The organism is Pseudoxanthomonas daejeonensis (assembly GCF_022637495.1).
Taxonomy (GTDB): Bacteria; Pseudomonadota; Gammaproteobacteria; order Xanthomonadales; family Xanthomonadaceae; genus Pseudoxanthomonas; species Pseudoxanthomonas daejeonensis.
Map to the genome: position 1 here is coordinate 3,479,996 of NZ_CP093331.1, position 24,071 is coordinate 3,504,066.

Annotated in this window: 19 protein-coding genes; 6 read left to right on the forward strand and 13 right to left on the reverse strand. The window is 68.3% G+C overall.

Annotated features, from left to right (window positions below; genetic code table 11):
* Positions 1-40 precede the first annotated feature (40 nt).
* The 5 genes from MNQ95_RS15615 to MNQ95_RS15635 all read right to left on the reverse strand — a co-directional run bounded on the left by MNQ95_RS15615 (position 41) and on the right by MNQ95_RS15635 (position 3,679).
* The gene (locus MNQ95_RS15615; protein WP_162410925.1) at positions 41-823 is read right to left on the reverse strand and encodes a succinate dehydrogenase iron-sulfur subunit; all 783 of its coding nucleotides are present in this window, start codon (positions 821-823) and stop codon (positions 41-43) included.
* Between the two features lie 95 nt (positions 824-918).
* Entirely contained in the window at positions 919-2,709 is a 1,791-nt protein-coding gene (gene sdhA / locus MNQ95_RS15620) for a succinate dehydrogenase flavoprotein subunit (RefSeq protein ID WP_162410924.1), read from the reverse strand.
* Between the two features lie 25 nt (positions 2,710-2,734).
* Positions 2,735-3,118 carry a succinate dehydrogenase, hydrophobic membrane anchor protein gene (gene sdhD / locus MNQ95_RS15625; RefSeq protein ID WP_162410923.1) on the reverse strand — a complete coding sequence of 128 codons (384 nt, stop codon included), beginning with the start codon at positions 3,116-3,118 and terminating at the stop codon, positions 2,735-2,737.
* Positions 3,115-3,507: a succinate dehydrogenase, cytochrome b556 subunit gene (gene sdhC, locus MNQ95_RS15630; protein ID WP_241953416.1), complete on the reverse strand. Its 393-nt coding sequence runs from the start codon at positions 3,505-3,507 to the stop codon at positions 3,115-3,117. The genes sdhD and sdhC overlap by 4 nt, the downstream gene beginning before the upstream one ends.
* Positions 3,508-3,562: 55 nt before the next feature.
* Entirely contained in the window at positions 3,563-3,679 is a 117-nt protein-coding gene (locus tag MNQ95_RS15635) for a DUF1674 domain-containing protein (RefSeq protein ID WP_238390387.1), read from the reverse strand.
* A gap of 97 nt (positions 3,680-3,776) precedes the next feature.
* On the opposite strand from MNQ95_RS15635, the gene ygfZ reads away from it, so the two are divergent.
* The gene (gene ygfZ / locus MNQ95_RS15640; RefSeq protein WP_425501362.1) at positions 3,777-4,655 is read left to right on the forward strand and encodes a CAF17-like 4Fe-4S cluster assembly/insertion protein YgfZ; all 879 of its coding nucleotides are present in this window, start codon (positions 3,777-3,779) and stop codon (positions 4,653-4,655) included.
* Between the two features lie 21 nt (positions 4,656-4,676).
* On the opposite strand, the gene MNQ95_RS15645 is transcribed toward ygfZ, so the two are convergent.
* Positions 4,677-5,756 carry an ABC transporter ATP-binding protein gene (locus tag MNQ95_RS15645; protein WP_162410919.1) on the reverse strand — a complete coding sequence of 360 codons (1,080 nt, stop codon included), beginning with the start codon at positions 5,754-5,756 and terminating at the stop codon, positions 4,677-4,679.
* Positions 5,757-6,179: 423 nt separating this feature from the next.
* Between MNQ95_RS15645 and zwf the strand changes: the two genes are divergently transcribed.
* The 5 genes from zwf (at position 6,180) to eda (ending at position 12,202) form a co-directional block, all read left to right on the forward strand.
* Positions 6,180-7,625, forward strand: a complete 1,446-nt coding sequence (zwf, locus tag MNQ95_RS15650; protein ID WP_162410918.1) for a glucose-6-phosphate dehydrogenase — start codon at positions 6,180-6,182, stop codon at positions 7,623-7,625.
* 2 nt (positions 7,626-7,627) lie between these two features.
* A complete protein-coding gene (gene glk, locus MNQ95_RS15655) occupies positions 7,628-8,617 on the forward strand; it encodes a glucokinase (RefSeq protein WP_238390385.1) in 990 nt (329 codons plus the stop codon).
* On the forward strand, positions 8,614-9,342 hold the full coding sequence (pgl, locus tag MNQ95_RS15660; RefSeq protein ID WP_241953417.1) for a 6-phosphogluconolactonase: 729 nt from the start codon (positions 8,614-8,616) through the stop codon (positions 9,340-9,342). Before glk ends, pgl begins: the two co-directional genes overlap by 4 nt.
* Before the next feature lie 111 nt (positions 9,343-9,453).
* Complete coding sequence (gene edd, locus MNQ95_RS15665) at positions 9,454-11,367, forward strand: phosphogluconate dehydratase (RefSeq protein ID WP_241953418.1); 1,914 nt, start codon at positions 9,454-9,456, stop codon at positions 11,365-11,367.
* Between the two features lie 175 nt (positions 11,368-11,542).
* Positions 11,543-12,202 carry a bifunctional 4-hydroxy-2-oxoglutarate aldolase/2-dehydro-3-deoxy-phosphogluconate aldolase gene (eda, locus tag MNQ95_RS15670; protein ID WP_162410916.1) on the forward strand — a complete coding sequence of 220 codons (660 nt, stop codon included), beginning with the start codon at positions 11,543-11,545 and terminating at the stop codon, positions 12,200-12,202.
* Positions 12,203-12,356: 154 nt separating this feature from the next.
* Here eda and MNQ95_RS15675 read toward each other — a convergent pair whose 3' ends face one another.
* The 7 genes from MNQ95_RS15675 to MNQ95_RS15705 all read right to left on the reverse strand — a co-directional run bounded on the left by MNQ95_RS15675 (position 12,357) and on the right by MNQ95_RS15705 (position 24,040).
* Positions 12,357-13,037 carry a hypothetical protein gene (locus MNQ95_RS15675; RefSeq protein ID WP_241953419.1) on the reverse strand — a complete coding sequence of 227 codons (681 nt, stop codon included), beginning with the start codon at positions 13,035-13,037 and terminating at the stop codon, positions 12,357-12,359.
* 53 nt (positions 13,038-13,090) lie between these two features.
* The gene (locus MNQ95_RS15680) at positions 13,091-16,252 is read right to left on the reverse strand and encodes a discoidin domain-containing protein (protein ID WP_241953420.1); all 3,162 of its coding nucleotides are present in this window, start codon (positions 16,250-16,252) and stop codon (positions 13,091-13,093) included.
* A gap of 10 nt (positions 16,253-16,262) precedes the next feature.
* Positions 16,263-17,099 carry a carbohydrate ABC transporter permease gene (locus MNQ95_RS15685; RefSeq protein WP_162410913.1) on the reverse strand — a complete coding sequence of 279 codons (837 nt, stop codon included), beginning with the start codon at positions 17,097-17,099 and terminating at the stop codon, positions 16,263-16,265.
* 22 nt (positions 17,100-17,121) lie between these two features.
* Complete coding sequence (locus tag MNQ95_RS15690; protein WP_162410912.1) at positions 17,122-18,000, reverse strand: carbohydrate ABC transporter permease; 879 nt, start codon at positions 17,998-18,000, stop codon at positions 17,122-17,124.
* Positions 17,997-19,262: a sugar ABC transporter substrate-binding protein gene (locus MNQ95_RS15695; RefSeq protein WP_238390392.1), complete on the reverse strand. Its 1,266-nt coding sequence runs from the start codon at positions 19,260-19,262 to the stop codon at positions 17,997-17,999. The genes MNQ95_RS15690 and MNQ95_RS15695 overlap by 4 nt, the downstream gene beginning before the upstream one ends.
* A gap of 38 nt (positions 19,263-19,300) precedes the next feature.
* Positions 19,301-20,905, reverse strand: a complete 1,605-nt coding sequence (locus tag MNQ95_RS15700; RefSeq protein WP_241953421.1) for a glucoamylase family protein — start codon at positions 20,903-20,905, stop codon at positions 19,301-19,303.
* Between the two features lie 168 nt (positions 20,906-21,073).
* Positions 21,074-24,040 (reverse strand): TonB-dependent receptor, encoded by a 2,967-nt coding sequence (locus MNQ95_RS15705; RefSeq protein ID WP_241953422.1) that lies wholly within the window; start codon positions 24,038-24,040, stop codon positions 21,074-21,076.
* Positions 24,041-24,071: the final 31 nt, after the last annotated feature.

Below are 24,071 nucleotides of genomic sequence, written 5' to 3' on the forward strand. Positions count from 1 at the left end.
GATACTCGCCCAGGTGGATCGCTCCACCTGCCAGCGCTGATCAGGCGCGACGCGCCATCATCAGCTTCTTGATCTCGGCGATCGCCAGCGCGGGATTCAGGCCCTTCGGGCAGGTGCGCGCGCAGTTCATGATGGTGTGGCAGCGGTACAGCTTGAACGGATCTTCCAGGTCGTCCAGGCGCGCACCGGTGTCCTCGTCGCGGGAGTCGATGATCCAGCGATAAGCCTGCAAAAGGATCGCCGGGCCCAGGTAACGCTCGCCGTTCCACCAGTAGCTCGGGCAGCTGGTCGAACAGCATGCGCACAGGATGCACTCGTACAGGCCGTCCAGCTTCTTGCGATCTTCCGGCGACTGCAGGCGCTCGCGGTCCGGCGGCGCCGGCGTCTGCGTGCGGATCCACGGCTTGATCGAGGCGTACTGCGCGTAGAAGTGGGTCAGGTCCGGGACCAGGTCCTTGACCACCTCCATGTGCGGCAACGGATAGATCGGCACTTCGGCCTTGCCGCAATCCGCGATCGCGCGGGTGCAGGCCAGCGTGTTGGTGCCGTCGATGTTCATCGCGCACGAACCGCAGATGCCCTCGCGACAGGAACGGCGGAACGTCAGGGTCGGGTCGATCTCGTTCTTGATCTTGATCAGCGCGTCCAGGACCATCGGCCCGCACGCGGCCAGGTCGACCTCGTAGGTATCGGTGCGCGGATTCGCCCCGTCGTCCGGGTTCCAGCGGTAGACCTTGAACGTACGCGGGTTCTTCGCGTCCTTGGCCGGGAAATGCTTGCCTTTCCTGACCGTGGAATTCTTCGGAAGACTGAACTCTGCCATGGCTGATCTCGTTGGCTCAGGCGGCCCGCAGTGCGAGCGGGACGCGCGCGCAGCGCGCGTCGTGGGAATGGAAGGTCGGGCGCTGCATCACCGCGTCAGTACACGCGCGGCTTGGGCGGCACCACGGCCACGTCATCGCTGAGCGTGTACATGTGCACCGGGCGGTAGTCGAAGCTGCAGGCGCCCTTGTCGTCGACGGTGACCAGCGTGTGCTTGTGCCAGTTGACGTCGTCGCGCTCGGGGAAATCCTCGTGGGCGTGGGCGCCGCGGCTCTCATGGCGCTGTTCGGCCGAATTGATCGTGGCCACCGCGTTCAGCAGCAGGTTGTGCAGCTCGTAGGTCTCGATCAGGTCCGAATTCCAGACCAGCGAGCGGTCGGAGACCTTGACGTCCTCGAAGCTGGAGAAGATGTCGGCCATCTTCTCGCAGCCTTCCTTCAGCGTCTTGCTGGTGCGGAACACCGCCGCGTCGGACTGCATGGTCCGCTGCATGCGGTCGCGGATCACGGCGGTCGGCGTGTCGCCATCGGCGTTGCGCAGCTTGTCCAGGTGCGACAGCGCCTTGTCGCAGGCGTCGGATGCCAGCGGCTTGTGCGGGGCGTTGGTCTTGATCGTGGTGGCGCAGCGGTTGGCCACCGCGCGACCGAACACGACCAGGTCCAGCAGCGAGTTGGAACCCAGGCGGTTGGCGCCGTGCACCGACACGCAGGCCGCCTCGCCGATCGCGTACAGGCCGGGCACGACCGCGTCGGGGTTGTCGCCGACCTTGCGCACGACTTCGCCGTGGTAGTTGGTCGGGATGCCGCCCATGTTGTAGTGCACGGTCGGGATCACCGGGATCGGCTGCTTGGTCACGTCCACGCCGGCGAAGATGTGCGCGCTTTCGGCGATACCCGGCAGCTTCTCGTTGATGACTTCCGGGCCCAGGTGGGTCAGGTCGAGCAGGATGTGGTCCTTGTGCTCGCCGACGCCACGGCCTTCGCGGATCTCGATGGTCATCGAACGGCTGACCACGTCGCGCGAAGCCAGGTCCTTGTAATGCGGTGCGTAGCGCTCCATGAAGCGCTCGCCATTGGCGTTGCGCAGGATGCCGCCTTCGCCGCGCACGCCTTCGGTGATCAGGCAGCCGGCACCGTAGATGCCGGTCGGGTGGAACTGCACGAACTCCATGTCCTGCAAAGGCAACCCGGCGCGGGCCACGAGGCCGCCGCCGTCACCGGTGCAGGTGTGGGCGGAGGTGGCGCTGAAGTAGGCACGGCCGTAGCCACCGGTGGCCAGGACCACGCCATGGGCGCGGAACAGGTGCAGCGAACCCTCGGCCATGTCCAGGGCCAGTACGCCGCGGCATGCGCCCTCTTCGTCGAAGATCAGGTCGAGCGCGAAGTACTCGATCATGAAGCGCGCGTCGTGCGCCAGCGACTGCTGGTACAGCGTGTGCAGCATGGCGTGGCCGGTGCGGTCGGCGGCGGCGCAGGTGCGCTGCGCCGGCGGGCCTTCGCCGAACTTGGTGGTCATGCCGCCGAACGGGCGCTGGTAGATCTTGCCTTCCTCGGTGCGCGAGAACGGCACGCCGTAGTGCTCCAGCTCGATGATCGCCGGGATCGCCTCGCGGCACATGTACTCGATCGCGTCCTGGTCGCCCAGCCAGTCCGAACCCTTGATGGTGTCGTAGAAGTGGTAGCGCCAGTCGTCTTCGCCCATGTTGCCCAGCGCGGCGGAGATGCCGCCCTGCGCGGCGACCGTGTGCGAGCGGGTCGGGAAGACCTTGGTCAGGCACACCGTCTGCAGGCCCTTCTGGGCCAGGCCGAAGGTGGCGCGCAGCCCGGCGCCACCGGCGCCGATGACGACCATGTCGTACTTGTGTTCGGTGATCTTGTAGGCGGACATCGAGTCTTGGTTCCTTTGCGCGCGGTCAGCCGGCCAGCGCGATGCGGGCCACGGCGAAGATGCTGACGATCGCGCCCAGCACCGCGATGAACTTGACGCTGACCTGCAGCGCAAGGGCCAGCAGCGAATTGTGGATGTAGTCCTCCAGGATGACCTGCAGGCCCAACTGCGCGTGCCAGAAGGCGGCGACCAGGAAGCCGACCAGCAGCACCGCGTTCCACGGCTTGGACACCGCGTCGGCGGCCGTGAGGTAATCGCTGCCGACCAGGCCCAGCACGAACCAGACGAACCAGATGCCCAGGAACACCAGGGCGGTGGCGGTCAGGCGCTGGTGGACGAAGTGCTCGGTGCCGGTCTTGGCCGTGCCCAGGCCGCGCACGTTCTTCAGCGGGGTGCGGAAACGGGTCATGCGGCACCTCCGTTGCGGGCGCAGAACCAGATCAGCGCGGTGATGGCCAGGCTGGCGACGACCGACAGCCAGCTGCTGCGGACGAAGGCCGGGATGCTGAAGCCGTGGCCGAAGTCCTGCACGACATGGCGGATGCCGTTGCACAGGTGGTAGGCGAAGGCCCAGCTCCAGCCGAACAGGAACAGCTTGCCGTACCAGGTGGCGGCCACGCCGGTGAAGCAGGCCCAGTGGTCCGGACCGAGCATCAGGCACAACAGGCCCGCGGCGATGACCAGGGCGCCGGCCGACAGGACGATGCCGGTGGCGCGGTGCAGGATCGAGGTCACCATCTGGATCTGCCAGCGGTACACCTGCAGATGCGGTGACAGGGGACGTTCGCGACTGCTCATTCGCTGGTATGTCTCGGCTGTGCGGCCGACCGGCCGCGTGGCTGAAGGTACGGCGTCAGAAATCGACGCAGCGCCCGTTCTTTTCCCAATCCCCGTAGCGGGTCGGCTCCGGACCCTCGCGACCACCGATCTCGCGCGGCAACACCGCGCCGTCCGCGTCCGCGGACCGCATCGTTCCGGGATCCTGCGCGGCGGCAGGCTCGGGAACCACGGGGATCTGACCTATCATGGGATTCCTTGCAACGCACAAAATTTTAAGCCCCGGTCACGTGCCTGACAACCAGCCATTCGTATCCCCCTTGAATCCAGCGGGTTTTTTCGCACTGGAGAGCCATACGGTACTCGCCTTGGACGGGGCCGATGCGGTTGCTTTCGCCCAGGCCCAGTTCGCCAGCGACGTCGTCGCCCTCGCCCCCGGACACTGGCACTGGAGTGCGTGGCTGACCGCCAAGGGCCGGGTCATCGCGGTGTTCGCGCTGCTGCGCACGGGCGATACGGCCTTGCGGCTGGTGCTGCCGGACCACGACGCGGCGGAACTGGGCGACGCGCTTCGTCGATTCGTGTTCCGGCGCAAGGTCACCATCTCGGCGCGAACCGACCTGCGCGTGTCGGGGATGTTCGCCGCGCCGGCCCAGGCGCACGGCCCGGTGCTGGCGGGCGACGAGGAAAGCGGCCTGGAGCTCGATTACGGAGCGCCGGGGCTGCCGCGCACATTGCGCCTGTCCCCCGCCCTGCTGCCCGACGATCCCGCATCCGTCGAAGCCTGGAACGTCGCCGATCTGCGGCTGGGCCTGCCACGCCTGCCGCCGCCGCAGCGCGAACAGTGGACGCCACAACAGCTGGCGCTCGACCGGCTGGAGGCCTTCAGCGTCAAGAAGGGCTGCTACCCCGGCCAGGAAATCGTCGCCCGCACCCATTTCCTCGGCAGGGCCAAGCGCGAACTGCTCCTGCTGCGGGTCGCCGACAAGGTCGATCCGGGCGCCCAGGTCACCCAGTCCGGCACCGCGATCGGCAGCATCGTCAGTGCGGCCGGGCGGTCGCGGCGATACGCGTTGGCGGTCCTGCCGCTGGAACGGGAGCCAGCCCCGCTGCTCGCGGACGGCAGCGAAACGGTGACTGAAGCCTTCGTCGAGGGTTTCGCCCGCTGAACCGTCCGGGCGGAGGGCGGCTCAGGCCGCCAGCCGCATGCCGTTGCCCGGGTCGAAGAAGTGCAGGTGCGCCGGATCGGCCCGCAGGTTCAGCTGCGTGCCCGGCTCGGGCAGGCGCTGCGGCGGCAGCCGCGAGACCAGGGCACGACCACCGAAATCCAGGTGCAGGAACGCCTCGCTTCCGATCGGCTCGACCACGTCCACCCGCGCCTGCAGGCCTTCGCCGGCCACTGGCAGCAGGTGCTCGGGACGCACGCCCAGGGCCACCCGCCGCCCCAGCCAGGCCGGGGGAACTTCAGCGCCCGGCAGCGGCACGTCGCCCTGCCCGTCCAGCACCAGGCGCAAGCCATCGGCGAGCTGCAGCTCGCCTTCGAGCACGTTCATTGCCGGGCTGCCCAGGAAACCGGCCACGAACAGGTTGGCCGGGCGCTCGTACAACGCCATCGGGGTGTCGATCTGCTGGATCCGGCCGGCGTCGAGCACGACGATGCGCTGGCCCAGGGTCATCGCCTCGACCTGGTCGTGGGTGACGTACACCATCGTCGCCCCCAGGCGCTGGTGCAGGCGTGCGATTTCGGTGCGGGTGGAGTGGCGCAGCTTGGCGTCCAGGTTGGACAGCGGCTCGTCGAGCAGGAACACCGCCGGCTCGCGGACCAGCGCCCGCCCCAGCGCCACGCGCTGGCGCTGCCCGCCGGACATCTCGCGCGGGCGCTTGCCAAGCATGCCGTCCAGGCCGAGCATCCCCGCCGCGTCCGCGACCCGCCGCTCGACTTCGGCGCGCGGCTGGCCGCGCAGCTTCAGGCCGAAGGCCAGGTTCTCGGCGACGGTCATGTGCGGGTACAGCGCGTAGCTCTGGAAGACCATGGCGATGTCGCGATCCTTGGGGGCGACGTCGTTGACCACGCGCCCGCCGATCTTCAGGGTTCCCGCGCTGATCTCCTCCAGCCCCGCGATCATCCGCAACAGCGTCGACTTGCCGCAACCCGACGGACCGACCAGGACCATCAGTTCGCCATCGGCGATCTCGAAGGTCGCGCCATGCACGGCGACCTGGCCGTTCGGATAGACCTTGCGGACCTGTTCCAGCTGCAAACCCGCCATCCGGACCTCCGGGAATACGTATGCGTTACGCGTGCGGCGCCATCCCCGGCATTCGCCCGACTGGACCGGGATCATGTCACGCGGCCGGGGCCGAGGCGAACCCGCCGCCGCTCGCGCGAGAACGCGCGATGTCCCGCGATGCAGGTACGACAGGGCCTGCATGCGGTTGTGTCCGGCGCGTGCCGGTATGCGTACCGGGATAGGGCCAAGCCCCCTCCGTGCGCCGGGGCATGGAATCGACCGTTTCCACAGAGACGTTCCTGACCACTGGACAAGAAGTGCGGCGGACGGCCATATTTCGACAGTTTGTACGCCCGCGCACGGGCAGCCTTCACATCCCCACAGCGTCATCCGTCCGCCCGCCGGACGCGACCCACGAGAGAAGCCACGGAACCGATGCCACACGCCACGGAAGCCCACCGGATGCACGACACCCTGCTGCTGTTCGGCGCCACTGGCGACCTCGCGCAGCGCTACCTGTTCCCATCGCTGCTGCGCCTGCAGGGCGACGGGCTGCTGCCGGAGAATTTCCGCGTGCGTGCGCTGGCCCTGTCGCCGCACGACACCGACAAGTTCCGCGAGATCCTGCGCGAACGCTTCACCCAGCTCGCCCACTACACCCCGACCGCCGAGCAGGTCGACACGTTCCTGGCCAGGATCGACTACCGCTCGGTCGACATGCGCACGCCCGAATCGGTGGCCGAGGCCGTGCGCGACCTGGTCGACCGGCCCTGCGTGAGCTACCTGTCGATCCCGCCGGGCCTGTACATCAGCACCTGCGAAGGCCTCGCCCTGGGCGGCGCGTTCAAAGCGCCGAACCGGCTGATGCTGGAGAAACCCATCGGTGCGGACCTGGCGTCGGCGCGCGAGATCAACGCCACGATCGGCGGCCTGATCGACGAGGACCGGATCTTCCGCATCGACCATTACCTGGGCAAGGCGGCGGTGCAGAACCTGCTGGCCCTGCGCTTCGGCAACACGCTGCTGGAGGCGGTCTGGAACCGCACTTACATCGACTCGGTCAACATCCTGGTCTCGGAAACCGAGGGCGTGGATGGCCGCAACGCCTACTACGCCCGTTCCGGCGCGCTGCGCGACATGGTCCAGAGCCACATCCTGCAGCTGCTGTGCCTGGTGGCGATGGAGCCGCCGGCCTCGCTGGCCGCCGATCGCATCCGCGACGAGAAGGTCAAGGTGCTGCGCGCGCTGCGCCCGTTCACCGCCCACGAGGCGCAACGCCACAGCGTGCGCGGCCGCTACATCGCGGGCACGATCGATGGCGCGCCGGTGCAGGCTTATGCGGCCCCGGATGACAGCGATGTCGAAACCTACGTGGGCGTCACCGCGCACATCGACAACTGGCGCTGGGCCGGGGTGCCGTTCCACCTGGTCACCGGCAAGCGCATGGCCGAGCGCGCCACCGTGGTCACGGTGACGCTCAAGCCGGTCAGCCACTGGCTGTTCGAACGCCCGGACGGCGCGCACGCCGCGCCCAATCGCCTGACCTTCCGCCTGCAGCCGCAGGAGGACATCGAGCTGGGCCTGATGAGCAGCCTGGCCGGACCGGAATGGGGCACGCTGGAGCTGCAGCCGCTGGAGCTGGAGCTTTCCTCGGAAACCGGCAAGAACCGTCGCATCGCCTACGAGCGCCTGTTCCTGGACGCGCTGCACGGCAGCCACGCGCTGTTCGTGCGCAACGACGAGGTCGAGGCCGCCTGGGCGTGGATCGACTCGGTGGTCGAAGGCTGGAAGGCCGGTGACGTGCCGCTGCGCTACTACCCGGCCGGGACCTCGGGACCCCATGAAGCCACCGCCTACCTGCCCGCGCAGTTCGACGCGGTCGGTCGCCCGGCGCAGCGCGGGTCCTGAGCATGTCCGGAACGCTGCTGATCGCCGACATCGGCGGGACCAACGCCCGCTTCGCCCTGGCCGACCCGCACGCCGCGGTGCCCTTGCTGGACGACAGCGTGCGCGAGTTCGCCGTCGCCGATTTCCCGTCGCTGGCCGATGCCGCGCGCCACTACCTCGAGCAGGTCGGCGCGCACGCCAGCCGCGGCGTGTTCGCGGTCGCCGGGCGGGTCGACGGCGACGAGGCGCGGATCACCAACCATCCCTGGGTGATCTCGCGCAGCCGGACCTGCGAGATGCTCGGCTTCGACCAGGTCCACCTGCTCAACGATTTCGCCGCGCAGGCGATGGCGATCAGCCTGTACCGGCCCGAGGACGTGGTCCAGATCGGCGGCGCGGGCTGGATCCCGGCCGCACCGGACCAGCCGCGCACCTACGCCGTGCTCGGCCCGGGCACCGGCCTGGGCGTGGGTGGGCTGGTGGTCCGCGACGGCCGCTGCTATCCGCTGGAGACCGAGGGCGGCCATGTCAGCTTCCCGCCGGGCACGCCGGAGGAGATCCGGATCCTGGAAATCCTGTCGGCCCAGTTCGGCCGCGTGTCCAACGAGCGCCTGATCTGCGGCCCGGGCCTGGTCAACATCCACCGCGCGCTGTGCGAGATCGCCGGGGTCGACCCGGGCCTGCTCGAGCCCAAGGACATCACCGCGCGCGCCGCGCAGGGCGATGCGCTGGGCATGCGCGCGGTCGATGTGTTCTGCGCGGTGTTCGGCGCCATCGCCGGCGACCTGGTGCTGACCCTGGGCGCATGGGACGGGGTGTTCCTCACCGGCGGGCTGGTGCCCAAGATGCTCGACTCGCTGCGCCACTCCGGTTTCCGCCAGCGCTTCGAATACAAGGGCCGGTTCTCGCCCAACATGTCGCGGGTCCCGTCGCTGGCGGTGATGCATCCGCGCGCCGGCCTGCTCGGCGCGGCCGCCTACGCGGTCGACCTGCTGCGCCGGGAGGCCCAATGAAACCCGCACCGATGAAGCGCGACTCGCGCATAGAGTGGATCGAGCACCGCGATCCGGAATCCTGGGTACATGGCATCGCCCGCGACATGGAGCGCATGCTCGCCGTGGAGCTGGCGATCCGCGGCCGCGCGCGGATGCTGCTCTCCGGTGGCACCACGCCGGCGCCGGCATACGCGCAGGTGGCGGTGGCGCCGCTGGACTGGTCCAGGATCACGGTCGGCCTGGTCGACGAACGCTGGCTCTCGCCGCAGGACAGCGCGAGCAATTCCCGCCTGATCCGCGAGAGCCTGCTCGACCACGCCGAAGTCGGACGCTTCGAGCCGCTGGTCCGGGAAGGCCTGACCCTGGCCGAGTCGGTCCATGCCGCGAACGTCGAGGCACGCCATGCCGACGAGGCCTGCGTGGCGGTGCTGGGCATGGGCAACGACGGGCATACGGCGTCGCTGTTCCCCGGCTCGATCGACCTGGACCGCGTGCTCGCGAGCGACCAGCCCTACGCGGCGCTGGATGCCAGCGGCTGCGCGGTGGCCGGTGACTGGCCGCTGCGCATCACCCTGACGCCTGCCGGACTGGCGCGCACCCGCCACCGGCTGCTGCTGCTGCGCGGTGAAACCAAGCGCGAGGTATTCCTGCGCGCGCTCGACGGCGACGATGTCCGCGAACTGCCGATCCGGGCCGCGATCGGCATCGGGATCGAGCCGATGCGCGTGCACTGGTGTGCTTGATGCGAGTCCCTCGCAAGACCCCGCACGTCCATGTGCGGGGATTCAACGAAGAGCATGGCGCTGGATGATTCCGCCAGGCGCCTCCCCCCGACTCAGGTAGCCCCCACGCCAATGAGCCTGCATCCCAAGATCGAAGCCATCACCGAGCGCATCCGCAAGCGCAGCGCCGCCTCGCGCGCCGCCTACCTGGCGGGCATCGACGAAGCCGTGCGCAACGGCCCCAACCGCAAGCCCTTGAGCTGCGCCAACCTGGCGCACGTGTTCGCCGCTTGCGGCGATACGGACAAGGCGCGGCTGCGCGCCGACGTCACCCCGAACCTGGGCATCATCACCGCGTACAACGACATGCTCTCGGCGCACCAGCCGTACGAGCACTATCCCGAGCGCATCCGCGCCCTCGCCCGCAGCCTCGGCGCGACCGCGCAGGTCGCCGGAGGCGTGCCGGCGATGTGCGATGGCGTGACCCAGGGCCGCGGCGGCATGGAGCTGTCGCTGTTCTCGCGCGACGTCATCGCCCAGGCCGCGGCGATCGGCCTGAGCCACGACGCCTTCGACGCGACGCTGTACCTGGGCATCTGCGACAAGATCGTGCCGGGCCTGCTGATCGGCGCGCTCGCGTTCGGCCACCTGCCGGCGCTGTTCGTGCCAGCCGGGCCGATGCCGGCGGGCATCCCGAACAAGAAGAAGGCCGAAGTACGCGAGCGCTACGCCGCCGGCGAAGCCTCGCGCGAGGAGCTGCTCGAGGTCGAGGCGCAGTCCTACCACGCGCCCGGTACCTGCACCTTCTACGGCACCGCCAATTCCAACCAGGTCCTGCTGGAGGCGATGGGCGTCCAGCTGCCGGGCAGTTCGTTCATCAATCCGGGCACGCCGCTGCGCGAGGCTTTGGACGATGAAGCGGTACGCCGCGTACTGGCGATGAGCGCATTGGGCGACGACTACCGGCCGCTGGGCCGGCTGATCGACGAACGCGCGATCGTCAACGCGGTGGTCGCGCTGATGGCCACCGGCGGTTCGACCAACCACACCATCCACTGGATCGCGGTCGCACGCGCCGCCGGAGTCGTCCTCACCTGGGATGACATGGACGAGATCTCCCAGGTCGTGCCGCTGCTGGCGCGCGTCTATCCCAATGGCGAGGCCGACGTGAACCGCTTCCAGGCCGCCGGCGGCGTGCCCTTCGTGTTCCGCGAACTGCTCGACGCGGGCCTGATGCATGACCTGGTGACCGTCGTGCCCGAGGGCATGCGCGCCTTCACCCGCGAGCCGCGCCTTGACGGCGGCACGCTGTCCTCGGCGCCTGCCGCCGCGCTCTCCGCCGACGCATCGGTGGTGCGCACCGTTGCCGAGCCGTTCGAAGCGCAGGGTGGGCTGCGCCTGCTGCGCGGCAATATCGGGCGCGGCCTGATCAAGCTTTCCGCGGTGAAGCCCGAGCACCGCTACGTCGAGGCGCAGGCGGTGGTGGTCGATGCGCCGCAGAAGCTCAACAAGCTGCATGCCGCCGGCGTGCTGCCCCGCGACTTCGTCGCCGTGGTGACGTACCAGGGCCCGCGCGCGAATGGCATGCCGGAACTGCACTCGCTGGCGCCGCTGCTGGGCATGCTGCAGAACCAGGGCCGCAAGGTCGCGCTGGTCACCGACGGCCGCCTGTCCGGTGCCTCGGGCAAGATCCCGGCAGCGATCCACGTCACCCCCGAAGCGGCGCGCGGAGGCGCGATCGGCAAGGTCCGCGACGGCGACCTCGTGCGCCTGGACAGCGAGGCCGGCACGCTGCAGATCCTGGTCGACGCGGCCGAGTTCAACGCACGCGAGGTGGCTGCCAACACCAGCCCTGCGCTGCACGACATGGGTCGCAACCTGTTCGCCAACAGCCGGGCGCTGGTCGGGCCTGCCGACCAGGGTGCTTTGTCGATCTCCTGCGGCCCGCCGGCACACGACGGTGGTGCCTGGGATTACGACGCCGAGTACGAACTGGGCTGCGACGCCGAAGCCGCGCTCGCACCACACGAGGCCAAGGACGCCTGAGCCCGCGGCGGCATCACGCGGGCAACGCGGCACCAATACCGCGTGGCGTAGCGCCGCGCTTGCCCCGCTCAACGCCATGGCCTCACCCATTGGATGCAACTGCAACCGAAGCGTGGATGCCCGGGGCCTCGGTTAGAATCGGCGTCCGCACGAATACGCACGGAATACGCACCCCATGAGCATCGCCGCCACCCAGGCCCAGGCCGAACAGCTGTTGCGCAAGTCCGGCATCCTGCCGGTGGTCACCGCCGACAGCGTGGACGAAGCGCGCAAGCTGTCCGCGGCGCTGCTCAAGGGCGGACTGACCGCGATCGAGCTGACCCTGCGCACGCCGGCCGCGCTGGACGCGCTGGTCGCGCTGAAGAAGGAGCTGCCCGGCATCGCGGTGGGCATGGGTACGGTGCTGACCATCGAGCAGATGCAGAAGTGCATCGAACTCGGTGCGGATTTCCTGGTCACCCCGGGCACTCCGCCGGAGCTGGCCGACGCACTGGCGAAGGCGCCGATCCCGGTGGTCCCCGGCGGTGCGACGCCGACTGAATTCCTCTCGCTGATGGCGCGCGGTTTCCGCGTGTGCAAGCTGTTCCCCGCCACCGCGGTCGGCGGCCTGGCCATGCTCAAGGGCCTGGCCGGCCCGATGGCCGACCTGAAGATCTGCCCTACCGGCGGCATCACCGAAGACACTGCGGCCGACTTCCTCTCGCAGCCCAACGTGGTCTGCATCGGCGGCTCGTGGATGGTGCCGAAGAACTGGCTCAAGGCCGGCGAGTGGGACAAGGTCGAGGCCAGTGCGGCGAAGGCCGCGGCGATCGTGGCTGGTGTGCGCGCCCGCTGACCCACGCGCAGCCGCTTGGCTGTACGTAGAGTGGCGCCAGCCCCGCTGCCGTCGCACGAGGGATTTGTAGAGCAGGGCTTGCCCTGCTTCCGTTGACCCGTTTTCGTGGCGTCGAATCGACTTCACAGGCTGCAGCAGCGGCGCAAGCCGCGCTCTACGGATCATTGAAGGAAAGATGCAGGCGCTCGTGACGCCAGCACCACGCCTGCAGCAGATACCAGGTGGCCAACAGCAGGCCCAGCTGCCATTCCAGCGCGTTCTCCAGCCGGTCCTGGCGTGCACGGTCCTGCAGCAACGCATCTCCGAGCACGTTGCCGACGCCCAGCAGCAGCATCGCCACGCAGACCGCGGCCATCATCCGCCACTGCGGCCGCGCTGCGCCCCTCGTCGTATCGCCATTCCATCGCCGCAGGAACACCAACTGGGCCAGGAAACCGCAGCCGAAGAACACAGTGATGCCATACCGGCGCAGGAAGCCATAGGCGGCGCCCTCGGTGCCCAGGAAGGTCGCGTACACACCCAGCGCCACCGCGCAGGTCGCTCCGAGCACGGCCAACGCGCGTGCCGGCTTGCTACCCGCGCCGAGCCAGCGCCCAGCCAGCCACCAGTGGATCGCCACCAGCAATGCGCAGGGAAGCATCATCAGGCGGAACAGGTGGTTTCCCAACCCATGCCGGGCGGCGCGACTGATCGAGGTGCAGCCGTCCCAGTACGGGTTGCAGGGCTCGATGTAGCCGGCCCGCAGCGACAGCCACCAGGCCAGGTGCGCGGACGCCAGCATCACCAGCGCGATGGCCAGCGGAAAGATCCATAAGGGAACAGTGCTGCGCGACATGGCAGGTCTCCGCCGGTGATCCCAGGTTGTGGGCTCGCGTCTGCGCCCGGCTCTCAGGGCATCGCGATGCGCACCCGCGCGCCGGGTCGGGTGATTCGCAACTCGCCGTCCTGCCACTGCGCCGCCGATCCATCGATGGTGGTCGCTCCCGGCGTTCCCGCATACGGCCAGGGCAGCACCAGGCCGCCAGGCGGCAGGCCCGCGTCCGCGGACAAGTCCAGCCGCAGTTCTCCGTCGGCATGGCGCAGCGTGTAGCCGAGGCGGCCATGGGGCGTATACAGGCCCTCGATCGCGATGCCCTCGCCGTCCAGCCAGTCCACCGGTACGCCTGCGGCCAGCACCAGGCTGTCGTCGCGCTCGCGGCTGTAGGCGAACATGTCCAGCGCCGAGCGCAGGAAGTCCGACGCCACCCAGGCATGCGGCAGGTCGCCGACGAAGAACGGCGTGCGCGGGGTGCGCGAGACCACCTCGGCCCACTGGTTCCATTCGACCGGGGCACGGTCCCGGAAGAAGTACCCGGTCGCCTCCCAGGCGCGCTCGCGCCAACCCAGGCGCACGAACGCGGCCACGTTGCGCCACTCGTACGGCGTGTAGTCCTTCCACTCGCGCTGGCCGTCGCGGCGCTGGACGAACTCGTGCCAGTAACGCTCGAACGTGTTCTCAAGCAGGTCGCGCGGCAGCCAGTCCTGCTCGCCGCCCGGCGCCAGCGCGATCGTGGTCGAGGTCGGGTCGAAGTCGCCCAGCTCGGCGGCACCGGGCAGGTAGTCGATGCCGTGGCGCCGGGTGCTTGCGCGCAAAGAGGCGGCCAGGTCCGCGCGGAACTGGTCGCGCGCCCTGGCCATCCGCTTCGCCTCGTCGTCCCTGCCCAGCGCCCGCGCGATCTCCACCGCATCCTTGTAGCCGCGCAGGGCCCAGAAGTTGTCCCAGTACGAGTGCATCGGCTTGGCCGAGTAGCCTTCGTGGCTGATGGATGCCGGCATCATTCCGTAGAACGCCGGGTCCAGCCTGCGGTTCGCGTCGGTGCGCTCGCTGGCGCGCAGCTGTTCCATGTAGTCGAACGCGCCGGCGACATGCGGCCACATCTTCTCCAGGAACGCGCGGTCGCCGGTGTAGCGCCAGTACTCGGCGATGTTGAAGATCAGTTCGCCGTGGCTGTCGTTCTCGGGTACCGGGTCGCTGCCGCGGTCGTCCACGCAGCACGGAACCTTGCCATTGTCGAACTGGTACGGCGCGTACCACTCCAGGTAGTCGCGCACGACTTCCGGCCGCCCAAGCCGTAGCAGGCCTTCGGAAATCATCGCGCCATCGCGGATCCAGCTGCGCGAATACGAACGAGTGCCGGGCTGCAGCCTCGGACCGATGCGGGAGACCAGCATGTGCGCCAACGCGGTGTGCACGGTGTCGGCGAACGCCTGTCCCTGTGGCGGCAGGCGCAGCCGGACCTGGCCGAGCAGGTCCTGCCAATGTCCTTCGGCACGCTGGACGGACGCCGCCAGGTCGAACCCATCCGGCATCCGCGCCGGACCGTCGAGCGGTGCGACCAGCGCCACCTCGCGGGTCTCGCCCGGCGCCAGGCGCCAGCGGTACAGCAGCATGCCTGAGGCCAGCCCGGTCGGATCCTCGACCTCGGCCGTCGCCGGAACATCGCCATCCGCCAGGCGCATCACCTCCAGTCCGGCATCGAAGGGCGTGGCGAACGCCGCATCCGGCTTCGCGCTGGCGAACACGCGCGGCCTGCCATCCACGACCACCTGGCCGCCCGCCAGCGCCAGCCGCTCGATCCGGCTCACGCCGCCGACGGTATTGAGGAACTGGCTGGGCGGATTGACCTGCAGCGGCCGCACGGCGAGCGCGAGGGTGACCTCGCGTGGCCGGTCATGCGGGTTGGTCAGGCGGTAACGCGTCACCAGCTGCGAATCGCCCGGCGTGCCCTGGGCGAAGGCGAGCACCTCCAGCAGGTCATCCTGCGCACCGCCCGCATTCTTCGATCGCCAGGTCACGTTCGGCATCGGCATTCCACCGGGGCGCAGGCCCTGCACCGCGTGAACGTCCGCCCAGCTGCGCAGCTGGCCGCCTTCGAGCAGGAACGGTTCGATGCTGAAGCCGCCACGCGCGACCTCCACCGCACCGTCCTCGCCGATCAACCCCTGTTCGTGGCCGCCGTCGATGCCGAGGATGGTCCAGTAGGGCTGCTCGCCACTGAAGCCGCGCGGCAGCCAGCCACGTGGAAGGTCGGCCGCGACGGCCTTGATGAAATCGTTCGGATGCGAGGAAAATTCCAGCGGCTGCACCTGTGCTTCTGCCAACGCATAGCGCCGGCCCTCGAAATCCAGTGCGATACGTTGCGACTCGGCCTCCGGCAGCGCGAGCCAGTCGGTGTCGCCGCGCCCCTGGTCCACGCGGCGCACCTCCCTCCAGCTGCCGTGCGCATCTTCCAGCGACACGACATACCGTGCCGCGCGCTTGTCGGCCGCGAACCAGTGCAGGCGCATGCCGCCGAATTCCCGCACCTGGCCAAGGTCCAGCACCAGCCGCTGCTTCCCGCGCGCCTGCCAGGCCGTGCCCAGGTCGCCGTCGATCGCAAGCGTCGCGGTTTCCGGCGACGCCGTTGCCTGGGCCGACACCGCCCTGGGTGGCGTCGAAGGATCGACCGGCAGCGGCTCGAACGTCAGTTCGTCGAAGCAGACCGAGCCGGCGCCGCCGGCGTTGTTGTAGATGGTGAATTCGATCTTCGCGCTGCGCCGCAGGACCTTGTCCGGATCAGGGCCCCATGCCCTGGAAATGTGGCGCTGGCGGTACACGATTCCGGTCCATTCGTCAGGGAACGCGAACTTCGGCCGGTTCACCCACCACACGTTGTCGCCGCTGGCATCGACCAGCTTGAACTGGAGGTCGTTGGCCGGAGACTCGCCGCGAAGCTGGAAGGCGAACCGGTAGTTAGCCGGGAACTCCAGCGGCAGGTCGCGCTGGATCCCCGCGTAGCCGGACACGCCGTTGAAGTCGTAGTCCAGGCACAGGGCCTTGCCTTCCACGCCCTCCACCTCGCGCAGGCTGCCGCTGACCTGGTTGGAAGTGACCACGCGCCATGGCGCGGCGTCCTCGAATGCGTCCAGCACCCGCACCTGCGCGCCCGCTGGCGCCGCATCCAGCGATAGAAGTGCCACGGCGATGCAAGACACCGCGCGCAGATTCCAACCCGACAGCACACCCGGCATCAGCAACCCCTCATCCCTTGACGCTTCCCAGCAGCAACCCCTGGATGTAATAGCGCTGCAGCAGCAGGAACAGCAACAGCACCGGCAGTACCGTGACCACCGCGCCGGCCATCATCATCTCCACATCCATGATGTGTTCGCGCGAAAGCGAGGCCAGCGCTACCGGCAACGTGTAGTGCTCCTGGTCGGTCAGCACGATCAGCGGCCACATGAAGTCGTTCCAAGCCGCCATGAAGGTGAAGATCGCCAACGTCACCAGCACCGGCTTGAGCATCGGCAGCACGATCTGGAAGAAGATCCGCCACTCCCCTGCCCCGTCGATGCGCGCGGCCTCCAGCAGCTCGTCCGGGATCGATCGCGCGTACTGCCGCACCAGGAAGATACCGAACACGCCGGCCAGCGCGGGCACGATCACCCCGCCATAGCTGTTGACCAGTCCCAGCTGCTTCATCAGCAGGAACAGCGGCAGCATCGCCACCTGCGCGGGAATCACCAGCGCGGCCAGCAGCAACTGGAAGATGCGCTCGCGCCCGGCGAAGCGCAGCTTGGCGAAGGCGTATCCGGCCAGGGTATTGACCAGCAGCGAACCCAGGGTGATCGCCACCGAAACCAGCACGCTGTTGGCGAAATTTCGCGCCATGCCGGTGCGGCCGAACATCTCGTGGTAGTTGTCCAGCGTCGTCGCCGAAGGCAGCAGCGGCGGCGGGAAGCGGCTGGCCTCGCCGGCCGGCATGAACGAGACCGACACCATCCACAGCAGCGGCGCCAGGCTGACCATTGCCAGCACCAGCAAGGCGCCGTTGACCATCACCGCGTGCCAGCGCGACTGGCCGACCTCGGCGCTCATCGCATGCTCCCCGCGCGCACCGTCATACGAGTTCCTTGCGACGGCCCAGGCGCAGCATCACGGTGGTCACGCCGAGGATGATCAGGAACAGCAGGAACGCCACCGCCGACGCCCGGCCGAGGTTCCACCACTTGAAGCCCTCCTCGAACATGAAGTACAGCACGCTGACCGTGCTCTGCAGCGGGTCGCCACGGGTCATCACGTACGGCTCGGCGAACAGCTGGAAGTAACCGGACACGGTGATCACGCCCACCACCAGCAGGACCGGGCCCAGCTGCGGCAGGGTGATGTGCAGGAACTGCTGCCAGCGCGAGGCCCCGTCGATGCGCGCGGCCTCGTACAGGTCCTGCGGGATCGCCTGCAGGCCGGCGAGGAAGATCACCATGTTGTAGCCGAAGTTCTTCCACACCGCGAACAGGATGATCGTCGGCATCGCCCAGCGCGGGTCGCCCAGCCAGTCCACGGGCGCGACGCCGATGTGCCCCAGCGCCCAGTTCACCAGGCCATAGCTGGTGTGGAACAGGTAGCGCCAGATCACCGCCACGGCCACCAGCGTGGTCACCACCGGCGCGAACAGGGCGGTGCGGAACAGGGCCTTGAACCGCGCGACCGGCGCGTTGAGCAGCAGCGCGGCGCCCAGCGAGACGGCGACCGACAGCGGCACGCCGACCACGACGAAGTAGGTCGTGTTCCACAACGACTTCCAGAACATCGGCGTGCGCAGCAGGTCCAGGTAGTTGGCCAGGCCGACGAACCGCAGGTTGCTGCGGTCGGCCAGCGCGTACAGGTCGAAGTCGGTCAGGCTCAACGCCAGCGCCGACAGGACCGGCAGCCCGAAGAACACGCCGATCACCAGCAAAGCGGGACCGGCGAACAGCCAGCCGGCGAGCGAGCGCCTCATGGCGTGGGCTCCGCGGCGGCAGCGCCCGCATGGTCGCGGTCGTACATCCAGCGCCGCTTGGCGAGGATGCCGTCCACGCGCTGGTCCAGCTCGCGCAATGCCTGGTCCTGCGACTGCCCACCGCGTACGACCCGCTCGCTGGCGATCCGCATCTCCTGCACGATCCGCTCCCATTCCAGCACCTTCGGCGTCGCCTCGACCCGCTCGAGCTGGTCGCGGAACGCATGCGACAGCTCGTCCTGCGCCAGCGACGGATGTTCCCAGGTGCTGCGTCGCGGCGGCAGGTCGCCGATCATCGCGTGGAAACGCTGCTGGATGTCGGGCCGCGACAGGAATTCGATCAGCTTCCACGCCTGCTGCTGCCGCGGGGAGTCGCGGAACAGCACCAGGCTGGTCCCGCCGGCGATGCCCGCGCCCGGACCGTCGGGTCCCGGCAACGGCATGGTTCCCCACTGCCCTTCCAGGTGCGCCGGCTGGCGCTTGCGGAACTCGCGGATGTTCCATGGCCCGGACAGGTAGAACGTGTAGAAGCCGTTGAAGAACTCGTCCCAGACATTGGAGATCTGCGTCTCCGACATCTTCGGCGCCCAGCCCTGCTCGAACATGTTGGCGTAGAACGCCAGCGCGCGGCGGAAGCCCGGGCTCTGGAAGTTGCCGCGGCCGTCATGGCCGCGCAACAGCGGGTCGTCCTGCTGCAGGCCGAACGACAGCAACTGCTCGAATTCGTTGACCGGCATCAGGATCGCGTAGCGGTCCGGGCCGACGTGCGCCTTGACCGCGGCCATCGCCTGTTCCCATTCGGCCCAGGTCCGCGGCGGCGTGGCGACACCGGCTTCGCGCAGGATGTCCTTGCGGTAGAACAGCAGCCGCGTGTCCACGTACCAGGGAATGCCGAGCAGCTGACCGTCGATCACGCTGGTGTCCCAGATGCCCGGGAAGAAGTCGTCCTGGTCGACCACGGCCGACGCGTCGACGAAGGGCTGCAGCGGTTCCAGCACGCCAAGCGCGGCGAACTCGGGCAGCCAGGTATTGCCGAGCTGGCATACGTCGGGCAGCGCCTCGGCCGCGAACGCGGTCAGCAGCTTTTCGTGTGCGGCGGTCCAGGGAATCTGCTGGATTTCGACCTCGATCCCGGTCTCGCGCTCGAACTCGGGAATGAGCTCGGCCACCACCTCCGCTTCGCGGCCCATCGCCCAGAAGCGGACCGGTTCGGGTTCGTTGCGTGCGCAGGCGGACAGCAGCAGGAACAGGCACGCAGCCACGCAACACGACGCCCTGCGCCAGGCACCACCGATCGCGCTCACGGTGGTGGCTGTGCCCGGTTGTTGGCGGGCTGGTCCTGTTTCGTCTGCGCCTCGGCCGCCGCGGCACGCGACTCGGCCATGCCCAGCGCGCGCGCTGCCGCGGCGCCGGGATCGGACTGTTGCGGTTCGGGCACCTCGTCTTCCGGGGTCAGCCAGCCGCCGCGGAATCCGGCCCGCTCCAGCCCGGTGCGGATGTACGGGCTCTTCTTCATCACCGTCCAGACGAACTCGTTGCGGTAGTTGGCGATCATGGCCAGGATCGGCCCCTGGTCGATGCCGATGTAGTCGCTCGCCACCCAGCCCCTGCCCGGTACCAGCCGGCCGGTCTTGAGCGGGATGTCGAAATCGAAGCTGGGATTGAATGAATCCAGGAAACCGTAGCTGGAATAGATGTAGTCGCCGTAGCGGCGATGGAGCTCCTCGGTCGCCGGGATCACCACCTCCGGTGCGAAGACGATCGAGGAGATCGCCGCGGTCGGGGCGATGGTGCCGTCGTCGAAGTTCTCGCGCAGGCCGGCGCCACGCGAGGAATAGTGGCGGAATTCCCGCTCCTCGCTGCGGTACATCTGGCGGGTGTTCTGCGGCCCGTCGCTGGCGGTCAGGCCCCACACGTTCTCGCCGTAGTCCTTCCACTTCATCGGATTGGCGATCGCGTACTCCCGGTGGGCCAGCGCCGCGCGCCGGCTGTTGAGGAAGTAGTCGATCCCGCGTTCGCGCATGTACTGGTCCTGGATGTCGCGGTAGTCGATCCAGACATGGCTGTACTGGTGCCCGAACATCGGCCCGAACGACAGGTACTCCTGACCGTAGTACACGCCCCAGTCGTGGTCGTAGGTGCGGGTCCATACCGTCCACGCATCCGGGCTCACCGGATGGGTCGGGGAACCCAGGGCGAGGACGTAGAGCAGCATCGCCTCGTTGTAGCCCATCCAGTCGTGGACGATGAAGCCGCTCTCGGGGAACCAGCCCATCGACACCAGCGGCTCGCGCTGCTGCAGCCAGGTCCAGTCGACCTTGCGGTACAGCTGGTCAGCGAGCTTGCGGATCTCCTGCTCGCGCGGGTCGTCGCCATCGTAGTAAGCCTGGGCGAACAGCACGCCCATCATCATCAGCGCGGTGTCCACGCTGGACAGCTCGACCCAGCTGTCGTAGCGATGGCCCTGCTGCATGTCGAGGAAGTGGTAGTAGAAACCCTTGTAGGCGCCCTTGCCGGTGCGCTGCGGGCCCTGCGGGATGTCGCGCAGGAAACGCAACGTGAGCAGGGTGCGGTCCACCGCCTGGGTACGGCTCACCCAGCCGTTCTCGATGCCGATCGGATAGGCAGTGAGCGCGTAGCCCACCGATGCGATGCTCGCGAACGGACGCGACGGATAGCGGTCCGGCGTCATCCCGTTCTGTTCGTTGGTGGTGTCCCAGAAGAACTGGAACGTGCGCTTCTCGATGTCCCGGAACAGCGGCGGCAGTTCCGGCCGCGGTGGGCGCTCGGGCAACACCGGCTCGATCAGGACCACGTCGGGCCTGGGCGGCGCCGGCTGTGCCGGCGGCGGCGGCGGCTCACGGCCACACGCGGCCACGAGCCAAGCACCCGCGGCCACCATCATTCCGATTCGCACTTGCCGCCACTTCACGCCTGCCCCCCTTCGTATCGAGTTCCTGATCCCGCTTCCATCAACCGGCCCCGCGCCGCCCGGCACCATCCGGCGCGCGGGCGAAGTGGAGTGCGACGACCGACCCCGGCGGGAGAGGTGGCCGGGGTGGCCGCCGCGACCTCACCAGTCGATGCCGATCGACAGCTTGAACGTGCGTGTCGGCAATGCGATCGCGTTCGGCGTGCCCCAGAGTGGATTCTGGACCTCGCCAGCGCCACCACGCCAGTCCTCGTAGCCGGAGTAGTTGGTCCAGTCGAACACGTTCAGCACGTCGAAGCGCAGCCGGAGCATGACGTTGCTGCCGGTATCGAACACCTTCTGCATCGCCAGGTCGACCTGCTTGAAGTCATCGTCCGGGGTGTAGCTGTCGAAGTGGCAGTACGCCCAGGCCGAGACGTTGCAGTTCTGGTAGTAGCGCGGCGTCGCGTCCGACCACACGCCCTTGCCCGAGAAGGTCAAGCCCCAGGGACCGTCCCAGATGCCGCTGGCGACGATGCGGTTCTCGGGCACCTTGCCCGGGAACCAGCCATAGTCCCCGATGGACGCGGCGTTGAACGCGCCCGGGAACCCGTCGACCGGGCTGTTCTGCTCGGAGTCCGTATAGGTGTACGCGAACGTGGCGCCCCAACCCGAGCTGCTCGTGTACGGCTTCTCGAGCTTGATGTAGATCGCGCTGGTCTTGGTCTCCAGTGCGTTCTGTCCCAGGATCAGGTTGGAGAACGGCGCGAAGCCCTGCCCCCACGGCGGAGGATCGGTCGCATCCGGCGGGGTCGGCGGGAAGAACAGGCCGTCGGGACGACGGTTTCCGAGCAGGAACGCGATGCCGTCGTGGCTCCTGACATAGGAGTACATCACCTCGGTGTTCCAGTCCCGGCCCCATACCTCGAAGGTGTTGCGCATGCCCAGGCCGAACTGGTCGGAGTACGGGACGACCAGGTCGTTGTTCATCAGGTACAGCTCGCGCCCGCCACCTGCGATCGAGGAAGCGCGCAGGAACTCCGGATCCAGGTAACCCGGATCCCAGTTGCGGCAGGTCGCATCGGTTCCCACCGCGCACGGGTGCATCGGCGTGTTGAAGTTGTAGACGTACTGGCCCCAGCTGCCCTTCGACACCTCGTTCTGCAGGTAGTCGAACAGGTTGCGGTCATAGGAACGTCCGGCGCCGCCGAAGATCACGTGGCGCTGGTCCGCGTTGAGGTCGTAGGAGAAACCGAAGCGCGGCGCCCAGTTGTTCCGGTCCGGATCGCGGTTGCCGCCGGTGCTGATGTAGTCGTCGATGTCCACGCCCGAGTTGGGCAGGTTGGTATTGGAGTTCTGCAGCGCGGTGACCACGTCGCCGGGCGTGACGAAATCCTCGTAGCTCGGCGTCGTCTCGACATCCCAGCGCACGCCCATGTTCAGGGTCAGGTGCTCGTTGACCTCCCAGTCGTCCTGGATGTAGATGCCGAACTGGGTGTTGCCCGAACTGACCGTACCGTCTCCGTAGCCCGCGACCGGCGCTCCGAATTCGACGTGGGTCGGAACCGTCAGGCTTTCGTTGATGTCGTAGTAGAACTGCGGGTTGTACTTGTTCTGTTCGAGCGTATCCAGGTCGATGCGCTTGTACTTGATGCCCGCCTTGATGGTGTGGCCGCCGAAGCCGGTGAAGGTCAGGTCGTCCTGGAAAGACCAGCCCTTCTGGCCCTTGTCCTGGTAGTTGTCACCGCCGCCACTGCGGACGATGGTCTCCCACCAGTTGCCATCGCTCAGGAAGTAGCCGTTGGTGAAGTTGGCCGGCTGCGGGCTCCAGAACGCGTCCTCGTAGGTGATGTGCGCGTCGTTGAGCCAGTCGCCCGAGGTCCACTGGTAGCGCAGGTCCACCCGGGTCTCGTCATTGGTGTTGAGCGTGGCCGCCGGCGGCAGGCGCTGGCCCTCGACCTGGATGGTCTCGCTTTCGTCGCGGTACTTGGCGGTCAGTTCGAAGTAATGGTTCTCGCCGACCGCCCAGTCGATCTTGCCGAAGTACAGGTCTTCCTTGAACGGCGAGGTGAAGGTGCCGTTGCCGAATTGGCTCTGCAGCTCCGGCGGCAGCTGGTCGACGGTATAGCCGCGCCCCAGGCTGAAAGTGCGGGGACTGCTGAACTCCTTGGCCTCGTAGGCGATGAAGAAGTGCGCCCGGTCCTGCACGATCGGGCCGCCGAACGAGACGCCGTACTGTTCCTGCTTGCTCTCGGCCTTGGTCGCGCCCGGGCGCCGCTCGAAGTCGGTCGCCGAGCGCCAGTCGGTCATCGTGTAGTCCCAGAAGAAGCTGCCCTGGAACTCGTTGCCACCGGAGCGCGTGGCGGCCACGACCGCCGCGCTGCTCAGCTGGTCGTACTCGGCCTTGTAGTTCTGGGTGATGACCTTGTACTCGCCGATCGCCGACTGCGGGAACGGGTTGCCGCGGCTGGTGTCCTGGCCGCTGACGCCACCGGTGGTGACGTAGTTCTTCTGGCCGACGCCATCGATGAACACGTTGACCGCGTTGGCGCTCTGCGCGCCCGAACGCAAGCGGGTGTTGCCGCTGGCGTCGGTGATGAACTGCATGCCCGGCACGGTGTCGGCGAAGGCGAGGAAATTGCGGCTGTTCTGCGGCAGCGCTTCGATCTGCTTGTTGCTGATGTAGGTCGCTACTTCCGAGGTGCGCGTCTCCACCGCGGTGCCGACGACCTGGACCGCGTCCAGGGTGGTCGCGGCGCCGGCATCGGCGGTCTCCGCCACGCCACCCACGCCGAGGTTGAGCGTCGCGGTCTGGCCGACCTGCACCACGAGCTCGCGCGAGGTGCTCTGGCCCGCGGCCTGTACTTCGATGCGGTAGGTCCCGGGCGGCAAACCACCCACGCTGTAGCTGCCATCGGCGCCGGCCTGGGCGCTGCGACGGAAGCCGGTCGTGGTGTTGATGACGACGATCTGGGCGCTGGCCGCCGGGGCCGAGTCGGCCATGACCTGGCCACGGATGGTGGCGCCGGTGCTCTGCGCCATCAGCGGCGCGGCACCCAGGGCCAGGCAGGTGGCCATCGCCACGGTGAGGAGCTTGCGTACGGGTCTGCTAGCGCATTTTCCGTTCATCGATCTTCCCTCCCAGGATGATGCCGTGTGG

Coding starts and splice junctions, on each gene's coding strand:
- MNQ95_RS15615 (WP_162410925.1), bottom strand. CDS start 823: ATGGCAGAGTTCAGTCTTCCGAAGAATTCCACGGTCAGGAAAGGCAAG.
- sdhA (WP_162410924.1), bottom strand. CDS start 2,709: ATGTCCGCCTACAAGATCACCGAACACAAGTACGACATGGTCGTCATC.
- sdhD (WP_162410923.1), bottom strand. CDS start 3,118: ATGACCCGTTTCCGCACCCCGCTGAAGAACGTGCGCGGCCTGGGCACG.
- sdhC (WP_241953416.1), bottom strand. CDS start 3,507: ATGAGCAGTCGCGAACGTCCCCTGTCACCGCATCTGCAGGTGTACCGC.
- MNQ95_RS15635 (WP_238390387.1), bottom strand. CDS start 3,679: ATGCGGTCCGCGGACGCGGACGGCGCGGTGTTGCCGCGCGAGATCGGT.
- MNQ95_RS15645 (WP_162410919.1), bottom strand. CDS start 5,756: ATGGCGGGTTTGCAGCTGGAACAGGTCCGCAAGGTCTATCCGAACGGC.
- zwf (WP_162410918.1), top strand. CDS start 6,180: ATGCACGACACCCTGCTGCTGTTCGGCGCCACTGGCGACCTCGCGCAG.
- glk (WP_238390385.1), top strand. CDS start 7,628: ATGTCCGGAACGCTGCTGATCGCCGACATCGGCGGGACCAACGCCCGC.
- pgl (WP_241953417.1), top strand. CDS start 8,614: ATGAAACCCGCACCGATGAAGCGCGACTCGCGCATAGAGTGGATCGAG.
- edd (WP_241953418.1), top strand. CDS start 9,454: ATGAGCCTGCATCCCAAGATCGAAGCCATCACCGAGCGCATCCGCAAG.
- eda (WP_162410916.1), top strand. CDS start 11,543: ATGAGCATCGCCGCCACCCAGGCCCAGGCCGAACAGCTGTTGCGCAAG.
- MNQ95_RS15675 (WP_241953419.1), bottom strand. CDS start 13,037: ATGTCGCGCAGCACTGTTCCCTTATGGATCTTTCCGCTGGCCATCGCG.
- MNQ95_RS15680 (WP_241953420.1), bottom strand. CDS start 16,252: ATGCCGGGTGTGCTGTCGGGTTGGAATCTGCGCGCGGTGTCTTGCATC.
- MNQ95_RS15685 (WP_162410913.1), bottom strand. CDS start 17,099: ATGAGCGCCGAGGTCGGCCAGTCGCGCTGGCACGCGGTGATGGTCAAC.
- MNQ95_RS15690 (WP_162410912.1), bottom strand. CDS start 18,000: ATGAGGCGCTCGCTCGCCGGCTGGCTGTTCGCCGGTCCCGCTTTGCTG.
- MNQ95_RS15700 (WP_241953421.1), bottom strand. CDS start 20,905: ATGATGGTGGCCGCGGGTGCTTGGCTCGTGGCCGCGTGTGGCCGTGAG.
- MNQ95_RS15705 (WP_241953422.1), bottom strand. CDS start 24,040: ATGAACGGAAAATGCGCTAGCAGACCCGTACGCAAGCTCCTCACCGTG.